Raw genomic sequence first — 11,384 nt, 5'->3', positions numbered from 1 at the left:
GGCAAGCAACGAGGTGAACATGACGGTCAGAACTTTGACCTGCCAAGTGGAGTCCGTCGAGGATCTGACGCCCGATGTGTTCCGGGTGATACTGGAAGGACGTGCCGAGGCGATCGCGCATGCCCCCGGGCAGTATCTCGAGCTGGAACTGCAACCTGATACGTGGGTGCCTTTTTCGATCGCCTGTGCCGAGAACGGCGACGGGCGGCTGGAGTTGCATATTCAGCACTGGCCCGAGCGCACCCACTCGGCACGTCTGCGGGAGCTTTTGACCCACCGCAACCGGCTGTCGGTGCGGTTGCCAAGCGGCGAGTGCACGCTCCCCGCCGGGCGGTCGGAACCCCTGCTGCTGATTGCGGCGGGCACCGGTTTCGCCCAGATCAAGGCCATCGTCGAGGCGGCGTTGACCGAAAAACCCGATCGGGAGATATCGATCTGGTGGGCGGTGCGCGAGCGTCGCGATCTCTACGCCGAGACCCTGGCCCGGGAGTGGGCACTGAAGCATTCGAGCCTGACCCTCCACGCCGTGGTCGAGACACCGGAAGCCACGCTCGAGAGCCTGCCCGGCATTCGCTGGCACACCGGGCGCGTCGATCAGGTGCTGGCCGCCGAGATCCAGACCCTCGACGGCGTCGAGATCTATCTGGCCGGCTCCCCCGGCATGGTGTACGCCTGCGTCGACACCCTGGCGCCGCTGGGGCTGGTGGCAGAGCAGGTCCACTCCGACGTCTTCAGCTACGCCCCCCGCGTGCCCTTTCTGCCGCTGCCGGAAGCCGACCCCGAGACGGCGCCGCTCAGCCCCGGCGAGGAGAAGGAGCGCCCGTGAGCCAGTCCCCGATCCTGATCACCGGCGGAACGCAACGCCTGGGGCGTCACTGCGCCGAGCGGCTGCTCGACGACGGCCATCCGGTGATCGTCACCTATCGGCGAGAGCGGGAGTCACTGTCGGGGTTACGCGAGCGGGGCGCGGTGACACTTGTGGCGGATTTTGGCAGCGAAGCCGGGATTCTCGATTTCATTGCCCGTCTCCGGGACAGCACCCCGAGTCTGCGCGCCATCATCCACAATGCCGGCGAGTGGCTGTCGGATCCCGAGCCCGAGGCAGCGGGAGCCACCTTCGAGCGCCTGTTCCGGGTTCACATGCAGGCCCCGTACCTGATCAATCTGCATGCCAGGAGCCTGCTGGAAGCCTGCCAGGAGCCGCAGCGCGATATCGTGCATATCACCGATAGCGTGGTGCGACGCGGCGCAGCGGGACAGGCCGCCTACGCGGCGACCAAGGCGGGGCTCGAGAGCCTGACCCGGTCGCTTGCGGTACAGTTCGCGCCGCGAATTCAGGTCAACGCCATCGCACCTGGGCTCGTGATGCTGGGCGACGGCGAGGGAGACCGCGACGAGGGCGAATGGCGAGTGCCGGGCCCGGGCGTCATCTACCAGACGCTACGTTATCTGCTCGACAACGACTTCGTCACCGGGGCGGTGGTGCCGGTCGACGGTGGCCGTAGCCTGGTCTGAAGCCGGCCGCCCCGGTGGGATCGAGCGACCGGGATCACCGCCTCGCGCTACAGCGAGACGGTATCGCTGCGAATCTGTACCAGTTTGCCCGCGTCGATCACCGGGCCGGTCGGTTTGCCGCCTGGCGCACCCTCCCTGGGTTCCATGCTCACCGCGAAATCGGCGGTTTTCATCAGCCCCAGCATCTTGGCAGGCAATTGCATGGTGGCTTCGCCATGGTTCGGCAGCATGCCCAACGATACTGGCGTCCCGTTCTCCATCATCCATAGCTCACCGCCCTTGTCTTCCGGCATCGGCTCCGGCGATATCGCCTGCACCATCATCTTGCCGTCGAGCGTGGCGTTCAGGATCCAGGCCGTCTGACCGTTGGGCTGGTTGATCACGAAGACATACTCGCCCGGCATCATGGCCGGTTCCCGCGGTACCAGTGCCACGATCGCCAGGATCAGTGCCGCTGCGGTAGCGATGCCGCTGAACGCGCGCCAGAAACCCAGCCGTTGCAACGGCCCCGTCCTCAGTCCCAGGCGCGCCGCGATATCCGGCCAGACCCTTTTGGGCGGTGCGACGGGCTCCAACTGCTGGTTGAGGAGCTGCAGCCGTTCCCGCCAGGCTTCGACGCTGTGCTGGAGATCCGCGCTGACCGCCAGCAGGGCCTCGAATTCGGCCCGCTGGGCGCCCGTCAGGGTGCCCAGGACATATTCCCCGGCAGCCATCTCGCGCTCCTCGGGATCGGTCAGGCGAAACGTGTCATGCATGCTTTCAACCTCTCCAGGCCTCTTCGGACCCAACTCTTGACGGTGCCCAGCGGCGTGCCCAGATGGGATGCCAGGTCGTGGTGGGTCAGACCCTCGAAAAATGCCAGCTCGAGCGCCTGACGCTGCTGCATCGTCAATTCGGTCAAGCAGTGTTGCAGCGACTCCGCCTGCTGATGGATGTCGCTCTCGCTCTCGAGATCCGATTCGCCCGGCAGCGTCTCGATGATGGCGTCGCCGTCGGCCTCCTGCGGCCGCTGGCGCCTGAGCCAGTCGATACCGATGTTGCGCGTCAGCGTCGACAGCCAGGTCATCGGCCTGGCGCGGTCGGCATCGTACTGGCCGGCCACCTGCCATACGCGGAGGTAGACGAGTTGCAGACAGTCCTGAGCTGCTGCTTCCTGCCTGACGATACGCAGCAACTGCGCATATAGATGCGGGCTGGTCGTGCGGTAGAGCTTTTCGAATGCAGGACCATCGCCGCGGGCGCAAGCCTGGAGATTGTCGATCAGCACGTCATGGGGCGGGTAGGCCATGAAAGTCCTTTGTATTCTTTCTTTTTCTTGATTGGCAGTCTCGTCAACGAGTCCGAACAAGTAAAGCCTGAAGCGAAACCGTTCGCGGTTTGGCATCAAAAGACTTGTCAAACCGTGTCGCCACGTTAGGATAGAGGCACGATCTACGCGAGAGAGCCCATGACTTCCAACCCCGCCATCCACGCTGCCGCTGCTGCCGATCTCTTCGGCGGTGGCGTTGCGTATGCGGGTTTCGGTTATGGCTACTGGTTTAGGACTGGCGTGCCCGTCGGTCGGTCGACATGACCTGAACCCGCGAGGCACGCCCCACCAGGGCTGCCTTCCGCGTATCGAGAACCCCCGGAGCAGCCCGCCGGGGGTTCTCGCGTTTCAGGCCCCAACCCTGGAATGAGATGATGATGAACGCCGTGACATCTGCCCTGAAGCCCGCCGCCGAGAGCGCCCCGCGGCGGCGTGAACTGACCCTGCCCAGCGCCGCCGAGCTGCGCGCAGCGATCCCGCTGGAACCCATGCTGGCTGCCCGCGTCGCGGGTCAGCGCGAGGCCATCCGCGCGGTGCTCGACGGCCGCGACGAGCGCCTGCTGGTGGTGGTCGGCCCGTGCTCGATCCACGACCCCGACGCCGCGCTGGAGTACGCCGAGCGTCTGGCCGCGCTGCAGGCCAGCGTGGCCGATCGCCTGCTGCTGGTGATGCGCGTCTACGTCGAGAAGCCGCGCACCACGGTGGGTTGGAAAGGGCTGGCCTACGACCCGCACCTGGATGGCAGCGACGATATGGCGGCGGGCCTGGCCAGCGCCCGGCGGCTGATGCGCGATGTCGCCGCGCTGGGCCTGCCGGTGGCCACCGAGCTGTTGCAACCGATGGCCGCGGCCTATTTCGATGATCTGCTGAGCTGGGTCGCGATCGGCGCGCGCACCACCGAGTCGCAGATCCACCGCGAGCTGGCCAGCGGGCTCGACGCCTGTGTCGGCTTCAAGAACGGCACCCAGGGCAATGTCGACGTGGCGGTGGCGGCGATGCAGTCGGCGGCGCATGCGCATCGCCACTTCGGGGTCACCGCCGAGGGCACGCCGGCGATGATCGAGACCCCCGGCAACCCCTTCACCCATCTGGTGCTGCGCGGCGGCCAGGCCGGCCCCAATCACGATGCCGCCAGTATCGCCGCCAGCCGCCGTGCGCTGGAGCAGGCCGGGCTGACGCCGCGGCTGATGGTCGACTGCAGCCACGCCAATTCGCGCAAGGATCACCGCCGCCAGACCGAGGTGCTGCACAGCGTGGTCGACCAGCGTCTGGCCGGTGAGCGTGCGCTGATGGGGGTGATGCTCGAAAGCCACCTCTTCGAGGGCAAGCAGCCGCTCAACCCGGCCGCACTGCGCTACGGTGTCTCGATCACCGATGCCTGCCTGGGCTGGGAGACCACTGAGCAGCAGCTCATCCGCGCCGCCGAGCGCCTGCGCGGCTGACGAGCCTGCGGGTCACGCAGGCGTTATCCAGAAACCGCTACCAGCGGAAGCGCTGCTCGATACGCTCGCCGCGGGCGTCGGGGTCCAGGCGTCGACGCCACTCGGCCAGCGGATGGCTGTCGGCGATGCGGCCGCGTAGCTCGCCCTGGCCGCCGTTGGCGCCAGGCGTCAGCGTCAGCGAGAGTGCCAGATCCTGACCCTGTTCCAGGTTCAGCCGCAGCCGGGGCGCACCGTCACCGCACTCTAGCTGCAGCCGGGCATGGCCCAGCGCGACCCGGGTCGGGGTGAGCAACATGACATCCGATGCCGTCAGCGCGCCGTGACTGGCGAGACAGCGGGTGCCGCGCAGGGTGACATCCAACTGCCCCTCCCAGCGCGCCGCCAGCGCCAGCGGCAGGCGCGAGAGATCGAGCGCATCGAGATCGCCACCGGTGAGCGTCCAGTGGGTGTCGAGGCCGCGCCAGACGCCGCGGGCGTGCCAGGCGCCACTGCCTTCACCCAGGGTGAGCGCGAGTTGCCCGGGCCAGGCCAGTTTCCAGTCGAGGGGCCCCAGCGCCAGCGGCCAGCCAGCGGCGCGCCAGGCGATGCGCGCCACGCGGCCCGTCGCCAGCGTCCCCGAGGGGGCGGCCAGGGTGACGTCCCGGGCCACCGCCGCCTGCGGGCCGAAGGTCGTCAGCGGCCATGTCAGAACCAACGTCGAGACGAAGACGAGGGCCACCGTCAGCCCCGCGCCGAGCCTGCCCAGCACAACGAACCTGCGTCGCATCAGGGGCTCTCCGTTGCGCTGGCGCGGGTATCCAGCGGCTTCGATCCCGCCCCCGGCGCTGATGCCGACTCCGCTCCTGACTCTGGCTCAGATGCCGGCCTTTCGAGCTGACTGCGCCAGTGCGCTGCCAGCGCCAGGCTCTGCCCCTCGCGGCGTTCGAGCTGCCACCCCACCGCCCACCAGCCGTGCTGCGCCGCCCAGCGCGCGAACTCGCTGAACGCCGCGGGGGAGGCCGCCTCGCCGCGGGTCGTGACGCCGTGCGCCGTCACCTCGATGTGGGTCAGCGCCAGTCCCTGTTCCACCGCGGCGCTGCGCCATTGCTCGACGCTCACCGGCGCGATCGGCGGCAGCCGCAGCAGGCTCGGCGCCGACCTCGCCGCGGTGAACGGCTCGTCATCTGCGGGCAGATGCGTCAGCGCGGCGTGGCCGGCGTAGGCCAGCACGCCGACCAGTGCCAGCACCAGGAGTCCTTTCTCCCGCCCCGAGCGCGCCATCCACAGCGGCGCCAGGCGAGCGGGCAGGCGCAAGGAGAATCGGCTCATGACGCGGGCTCCGGGGTGACGGCGGCGAGGGAGAGGTTCAGGCTCAGCTCGCCCGGCCCTGGCTGCCACTGCGCCTCGCCCAGCGTGGCGAGAGCCTGGCGGGCCCGGTTCACCACCACCGGCGCCGGCGGCTCGGGGTAGCGCCAGGTCAGGCTCGCCCGGGTGCCGGTGACCGCCAGCCGTGATAGCTGCCAGGGCGTGGCGGCGAGCTGTGCCGTAGCCGTTGCCAGGGCCTCGCTGAGCTGGCGATTGCGCCGGGCCAGGGCGTCGATGGCGTCAGCACGAGTGGCCAGCGCCGCCTGGGCGTCCACCGGCGGTGGGCCGGCGAAGCGCGCTGCCAGCGCTGCCGCCTGTTGCTGCCCGGCAGCGGCCTCTGCGCGCCAGGTCGTGGCTAGCCACAGCGAGGCGTCGAGCAGCGCCAGCAGCGCGATGGCTCCCGCCAGCCAGCGTGTACGTCGCTGCGGCTGCCAGTTGATCCCTGGCCGGCGCGCGCCGCTGTCATCGGCGAACGGCAGCGCGGCGGGGGGGCTCGCCGCCAGCCAGGTGAGGCTGCGGCGCCGGGCCTGCTCGGCGGCCGCTTCGCCGCCAGCGTTCCTGTCGTCGTCTCTTTCGCCATCGCCTCGGTGGTCGTCGCACGGTCGCGGCTGGCCGGTGTCGCCATGGGTATCGGCATCGGTATCGATGGCGCCATCGACCACCTGGCAGTCGCGCTCGCGCCAGGACGGCGGCAGCGGCCAGTCGCGCGGCCAAGCCAGCCACTGGCGAGTCTCCGGCGCACCCGGCGCTGCGGGTGCGGCCAGCCCCAGACACAACCGGTGGCTGCCGTCGTCGAGTGTGGTGATCTGATCCGGCGCCGCCGGCTGCGGCAGTGCCAGGAAGGCGCAGCTCCAACCCGCCGGGGCCAGACCGAGGCGCTGCGCCCAGGCGCGCCAGGCGGCGAGCTCGGCCCGCGGCAAGGCGATCAGTTCCAGGTGGCCGCGGCCGCGCTGCAGCGGATGCAGATGGAGCTGATCCACCGCATCGCTGGTTACCGTCTCCAGCAGCAGCGGCCACTCGCGGCGCTTGAGCCCGCGCGGGGCGGCGAGATGGAAGTGGCTGACCGCGTCCGCCGGCAGCAGCAGGGTGACCGGGTGGCTGGCGGCCAGCCGCGTCAGCGCCTGCCACGCTTCGGGGGGGCTGGCGGCGCTCAGCGTCTGTGGGGTGGCGCCTTCGAGGCACCAGTCGATACCGGCCAGGGTGTCGTCGCCGGGGGCGAGGCGCTCGCGTGGGGCGACGAGCAGGCGGGCGGCGGCGCGCGCCGGGCGTCCGGGTCGGCGCATCAGGGCTGCTCCTGGGTGAAGAGATTATCCGCCGCCGGATCGGCGGCGTCCGGGGATGTGGCGGTGAGCCGGTCGCTGGGGTAGCCGCTGCGGCGGCTCAGCACCCGCACCCGCGCGGCCGGCTGCAGCGGGTAGAAGGCGCTGGTGCCCTCGGCCAGCAGCAGGCGCTGGAAGTCGTAGTGCTGACCCGCCAGGCGGATGCGGATATCCAGCGCCACATAGTCCGGGGTCAGCCGCAGGCGGCCGCCGTAGCGGTCGAGCCAGGGCGCATCGCCGCCGAGCACCTGGCGCACCGCGTCGAGACTGGTGTAGCCCCCCGGCGGGCGGTCGCGCAGCAGCGTGGCCAGGGCGCCGCGATCGACCTGGCCCTCGAACAGCGCATCCAGCAGCGGCAGGTCGCCGGGCCCGAGGGCATTGAGATCGAGCCGCCAGGGGCCGTCGTCGGGCAGGGTGCAGAGCTCGCCGAAGCGGCCGATGCGACGGCTGTCCAGAGGCGCCAGCCAGTTGATCTCGCTGGGATCGCGGAGCCAGGTGTCGGCGCTCGTCCGGGGCGGATCGAGGCGCGCATAGTCGGCGCCATCCATGCCGCCGACGCGGGAGAGGCTGTCGGCATCGATCCAGTCGGCGAGACGGGCGACGAACTCGCCCGGGTTCATGTCGGTGAGGCGCTCGCCGGCGTAGTTGGCCACCCAGTAGCGCAGCTGCTGCTGGGCCAGCGCGGCCTGGCTGCCGCCGAGGGCGTTGAGGTTGAAGCAGGTGCGCAGGTCGTGCACCACCAGGTGCAGCTCGCCGGCGTCGGTGGGGTAGCGCAGCGGGCGCCCGGCCAGGGTCTGCCACCACAGATCGGCGTGACGCACCGCAGCGTCGGTGAGCGCGCGGCGGGCGATGATCTCCGCGCCGCGGGCGTAGAACTCGGCCTGGGTCTCCTGCTGCAGCAGCTCGAGACGGGTCAGCTCGCGCCGCCCCTGCAGCGTCAGTGCGCTCAGCGTGACGCTCACCAGCGCCAGCGCCAGCAGCACCATCAGCAGCGCGGCCCCGGTTTGGCGCGGTGAACCCGGGGAGCCGCGGCGGCCGCTCGACGGCGGGGTCATGGCAGCAGCTCCGGCAGTATCGCGGTGGCGATCACCGGCCGGCCATGGCGCTGCCACTGCACGCGCACGCCCTGGGCGATCCCGTTCGGCGGCGGGGCGGCGAGCCAGCGCCCGGCGGCGAAGAATTCCAGCGTCAGCGCAGTGACGTCGTCGAGTGCCGCCACCCGCTGCCACTCGGGCTCACCGGCGGCGTCGAGCAGCCCGCTGGAGTCGAGCGTCAGGGTGGCGCCGTCGCGATCCCACTGCAGGCGCTGGCGACGCAGGCGGGTGTAGAAGTCGCCCACCGGCAGCGCTGCCGCGCCCAGCGAGACCCACTCCAGCCGTGACAGGTCGGCGCGATAGGCCAGTGGCAGGTTGAACAGCACCAGACCGCGTTCGTGCACCGGGCGCTCTACCAGCGCCTCCAGGCGCCGCGTGAGCAGACGGCTGAAGTCGATCTCCGTTGCCAGCGGCGGCGGCTCGGCGAAGCGCTCGCGGACCGTCACCAGCTGGTTGACCAGTGCCGCCACGCCGATGCCGACCAGCGCGGTCAGGGCGATGGCGATCATCACCTCGAGCAGGGTGAAGCCGCGCTGGCGCGGCGCCGACTCGGTTGGCGGTCTCATGGCGGTGCCAGATAAAGGGTGAAGGTGAGTACCGGGTGCGCACGGGCCGGGTCGTCGTAGAGCGCCAGGCGCCCCTGACGCAGGCGCTGGATCGGCGTGGCGCTCACCGTCAGGCGCCACCAGCAGGTTTGTCCCGCCTGGCTCAGCTCGCCCTGCTGGGTGCCCAGGCGCGGCCAGTAGTGGTCCAGCGCCGCGCGGCTCTCGAACTCCCGCGCGCACAGCAGCAGCGGCGCACGACGCGCCGCACTCTCGGCGATGCGCACGCGCTGCTGCACGCCCTGGGCGACGATCACCGCGATCAGCGCCAGGATGAACAGCGCCACCACCACCTCGAGCAGAGTGAAGCCGCGCTGGGCGTGCCTGACACTCATCGCCCACTGCCTGTCACGCTGACCCCGAGCGCATCCACCGCCAGGGTACGGCTGGCGCCAGCGCCCGCCAGGCGGATATGCGCGCCCACCACCTCGCCGTCGGGCAGCCACACCAGCCAGGGCGTGGTGGTGTCGGCGGCCGGCGGCTGACGGCTGGGCTGCAGCGGCGGGTCCCAGCGCTGGGGGTCGAGCCCCAGGCGTTCGCCGAAGGGTTGCCAGCCGTGGCCGGGCTGCCAGCTGACGAAGCGGTAGCCCTCGGCCAGCGGCTGCCAGCCGACCACTCGCTGGCGCGCCCGGGCCACATCCGCGGCCAGGCGGAAGGCGCCGGCCAGTTCGCGGGCCTCGCGGTCGAGCCGCTCGCCGGGGTGCGTACCCGCCAGCCAGGCCACGGCGAGGCTCGAGCCCAGGGCGATGATCACGATCACCACCAGCAGTTCGATCAGCGAGAAGCCCCGGGTGCCACGAGACCTCACAGCATCCAGTTGCCGATATCGGCATCGATGCCCTCGCCGCCGGGCTGGTTGTCGGCGCCCAGGCTGTAGAGGTCGACCCGGCCATGCTGGCCGGGGCTGGCGTAGTGATAGGGGTGGCCCCAGGGGTCCTCGGGCAGGCGCCGGATATAGCCGTCTTCGCGGTAGTTCTCGGCCAGCGGTGCGACCTGGGGCGGAGTGATCAGCGCCGCCAGCCCCTGTTGGGTGGTGGGGTAGCGGTAGTTGTCGAGACGGTACATGTCGAGCGCCTGCTCGAGGGTCGAGAGATCGGCGCGCGCCTTCTGCTGCATGGCATCGTCCTGATTGCTCAGCACATTGGGGGCGACGATCGCCACCAGCAGACCGATGATGAAGATCACCACCATGATCTCGAGCAGGGTGAAACCGGACTGGTGGCCGGGGCGGGGAGGGCGTGTCATGGCGTTTCCTCTCTTATGGCATGCGGGCTAATGATTGCCGATGGACTAATGGCGGATGGGCGCTGATGGCGTCGGGAGCCGGTAGCGCGCGATAGCGTCGGCAGCGTGGCGCTGGGCGTCACAGCGCCACGCTGCCGTTGAGCTGCATGATCGGCAGCAGGATGGCGAGCACCACGGTCAGCACCACCGCGCCCATGACCAGGATCATCAGCGGCTCGAACAGCGCCAGGGCCATGTCGACACGGCGGTTGAAGGTGCTCTCCTGGGCATCGGCGATGCGCTCGAGCATGCTGTCCAGGGTGCCGCTGGCCTCGCCACTGGCGACCATGTGCAGCAGCGAGGGTGAGAAGCGTCCCGACTCCTGCATTGCCCGGTGCAGGCTGACCCCGCTCTCGACCCGCTGTTCGATCAGCGCCACCGCCTCGCGCATGCCATGGTTGCCCAGGGTGTCGCGGCTCACCCGCAGCGCCTCCAGCAGGGCGATGCCGCTGCGGGTGAGGATCGCCAGGGTGCGGGTCAGGCGCCCGGTGTCGAGCAGCCGGATCAGTTCGCCCAGGCGTGGCAGGCGCAGCAGCAGGGCATCGAGCCGTGCCCGCGGCGCCGGACGGCGCAGCACGCGTAGCGCCAGCGGCAGGCCCAGCAGCAGGAGGGCGAGCAGCCACGGCCCCAGACTCAGCGTCAGTTGGGAGAGACCGATCATCAGCCGGGTCAGCCACGGCAGCGCCATGTCGGAGCGCTCGAACTGCTGCGCCAGGCGTGGCACCACCCAGGTCATCAGCCCGCTCACCACCGCCAGCGACACCCCCGCCAGCACCAGCGGATAGACCAGCGCGGTGCGCGCCTTCTGACGCTGCGCCTGGACCCGTTCCAGATGGTCGGCCAGGCGTTCGAGCACCAGCGCCAGGCGCCCGGCACGCTCGCCGGCGGCGACCAGCGAGCGGTAGAGCAGGTCGAAGCTCGAGTGGGGGCGCAGGCTGTCGGCCAGCGAGTGGCCCTCGCGCACCCGGTTGCCCACCGCCAGCAGCAGCGCGCGTTCGCGCTGGCGCTCGGCCTGGCGGGTGAGGGCGTCGAGGGCGTCGCTGAGCGGAATGCCCGCCTCCACCAGGGTCGCCAACTGGCGCGTGAGCAGCGCCAGGCTGGTGGGATCGAGGCGCCCGCGGCCCGGTCGCCCCGGGGCGCCGGCATCGCGCACCAGCGCCAGCCGGCGCGGGAACAGGCCACGCTCGTGCAGCAGTTGGCGCGCCTGGCGCTCGCTCTCGGCCTGCAGCACGTCGCGCTGGCGGCGGCCGTCGGGGCTCAGGGCCACATAGCGATAGGTGGGCATCGACTCTCCCCGGCCATGTCTGAAAAGGACTGCGCTCGCCCATACGGCGTTAAAAATCGTCTCGAGATGCTCATTTACACCCCAGTAAACTCCGCTCTCTCGCCGATTTTTGCCTTGTCTGGGCTTCGCTCGTCGGACTTTTCAGACATGGCCTCAAGAAAGAGGGGATGAACGTGTGGCGCCGTAGTCT

Annotated in this window: 14 protein-coding genes; 3 read left to right on the top strand and 11 right to left on the bottom strand. The window is 70.4% G+C overall.

What is annotated here, in order from left to right; genetic code table 11:
- The first annotated feature begins 19 nt into the window (after nt 1-19).
- The gene (locus tag AAGT95_RS00885; protein WP_342595220.1) at nt 20-826 is read left to right on the top strand and encodes an FAD-binding oxidoreductase; all 807 of its coding nucleotides are present in this window, start codon (nt 20-22) and stop codon (nt 824-826) included.
- Nucleotides 823-1,515, top strand: a complete 693-nt coding sequence (gene folM, locus AAGT95_RS00880; RefSeq protein ID WP_342595219.1) for a dihydromonapterin reductase — start codon at nt 823-825, stop codon at nt 1,513-1,515. The genes AAGT95_RS00885 and folM overlap by 4 nt, the downstream gene beginning before the upstream one ends.
- Nucleotides 1,516-1,562: 47 nt before the next feature.
- Here the strand turns inward: folM and AAGT95_RS00875 are convergent, their stop codons facing one another.
- Together AAGT95_RS00875 and AAGT95_RS00870 are read right to left on the bottom strand one after the other, a co-directional pair.
- On the bottom strand, nt 1,563-2,270 hold the full coding sequence (locus AAGT95_RS00875; RefSeq protein ID WP_342595218.1) for an anti-sigma factor: 708 nt from the start codon (nt 2,268-2,270) through the stop codon (nt 1,563-1,565).
- Nucleotides 2,249-2,803 (bottom strand): sigma-70 family RNA polymerase sigma factor, encoded by a 555-nt coding sequence (locus AAGT95_RS00870; protein WP_342595217.1) that lies wholly within the window; start codon nt 2,801-2,803, stop codon nt 2,249-2,251. The genes AAGT95_RS00875 and AAGT95_RS00870 overlap by 22 nt, the downstream gene beginning before the upstream one ends.
- A gap of 398 nt (nt 2,804-3,201) precedes the next feature.
- On the opposite strand from AAGT95_RS00870, the gene AAGT95_RS00865 reads away from it, so the two are divergent.
- Nucleotides 3,202-4,266, top strand: a complete 1,065-nt coding sequence (locus AAGT95_RS00865; RefSeq protein ID WP_425356042.1) for a 3-deoxy-7-phosphoheptulonate synthase — start codon at nt 3,202-3,204, stop codon at nt 4,264-4,266.
- Between the two features lie 37 nt (nt 4,267-4,303).
- On the opposite strand, the gene AAGT95_RS00860 is transcribed toward AAGT95_RS00865, so the two are convergent.
- From AAGT95_RS00860 to gspF, 9 genes are all read right to left on the bottom strand, one after another.
- On the bottom strand, nt 4,304-5,032 hold the full coding sequence (locus AAGT95_RS00860) for a hypothetical protein (protein WP_342595215.1): 729 nt from the start codon (nt 5,030-5,032) through the stop codon (nt 4,304-4,306).
- On the bottom strand, nt 5,032-5,574 hold the full coding sequence (locus AAGT95_RS00855; RefSeq protein ID WP_342595214.1) for a hypothetical protein: 543 nt from the start codon (nt 5,572-5,574) through the stop codon (nt 5,032-5,034). The genes AAGT95_RS00860 and AAGT95_RS00855 overlap by 1 nt, the downstream gene beginning before the upstream one ends.
- Nucleotides 5,571-6,893, bottom strand: a complete 1,323-nt coding sequence (locus AAGT95_RS00850) for a type II secretion system protein GspL (RefSeq protein WP_342595213.1) — start codon at nt 6,891-6,893, stop codon at nt 5,571-5,573. Before AAGT95_RS00850 ends, AAGT95_RS00855 begins: the two co-directional genes overlap by 4 nt.
- Nucleotides 6,893-7,984 (bottom strand): type II secretion system minor pseudopilin GspK, encoded by a 1,092-nt coding sequence (gene gspK / locus AAGT95_RS00845; RefSeq protein WP_342595212.1) that lies wholly within the window; start codon nt 7,982-7,984, stop codon nt 6,893-6,895. Before gspK ends, AAGT95_RS00850 begins: the two co-directional genes overlap by 1 nt.
- A complete protein-coding gene (locus AAGT95_RS00840) occupies nt 7,981-8,589 on the bottom strand; it encodes a prepilin-type N-terminal cleavage/methylation domain-containing protein (RefSeq protein ID WP_342595211.1) in 609 nt (202 codons plus the stop codon). The genes gspK and AAGT95_RS00840 overlap by 4 nt, the downstream gene beginning before the upstream one ends.
- The gene (locus AAGT95_RS00835; RefSeq protein WP_342595210.1) at nt 8,586-8,960 is read right to left on the bottom strand and encodes a type II secretion system protein; all 375 of its coding nucleotides are present in this window, start codon (nt 8,958-8,960) and stop codon (nt 8,586-8,588) included. The genes AAGT95_RS00840 and AAGT95_RS00835 overlap by 4 nt, the downstream gene beginning before the upstream one ends.
- Nucleotides 8,957-9,433 (bottom strand): GspH/FimT family pseudopilin, encoded by a 477-nt coding sequence (locus AAGT95_RS00830; protein ID WP_342595209.1) that lies wholly within the window; start codon nt 9,431-9,433, stop codon nt 8,957-8,959. The genes AAGT95_RS00835 and AAGT95_RS00830 overlap by 4 nt, the downstream gene beginning before the upstream one ends.
- Nucleotides 9,430-9,870, bottom strand: coding sequence for a type II secretion system major pseudopilin GspG (gspG, locus tag AAGT95_RS00825; RefSeq protein ID WP_342595208.1), 441 nt, complete (start codon nt 9,868-9,870; stop codon nt 9,430-9,432). Before gspG ends, AAGT95_RS00830 begins: the two co-directional genes overlap by 4 nt.
- Nucleotides 9,871-9,988: 118 nt before the next feature.
- The gene (gene gspF / locus AAGT95_RS00820) at nt 9,989-11,194 is read right to left on the bottom strand and encodes a type II secretion system inner membrane protein GspF (RefSeq protein ID WP_342595207.1); all 1,206 of its coding nucleotides are present in this window, start codon (nt 11,192-11,194) and stop codon (nt 9,989-9,991) included.
- Nucleotides 11,195-11,384: the final 190 nt, after the last annotated feature.

Source organism: Salinicola lusitanus (assembly GCF_038648475.1).
GTDB classification, from domain to species: Bacteria; Pseudomonadota; Gammaproteobacteria; order Pseudomonadales; family Halomonadaceae; genus Salinicola; species Salinicola lusitanus.
The sequence above is the reverse complement of the archived record's forward strand: the minus strand, read 5'-3'. Positions and strand labels throughout refer to the sequence as shown.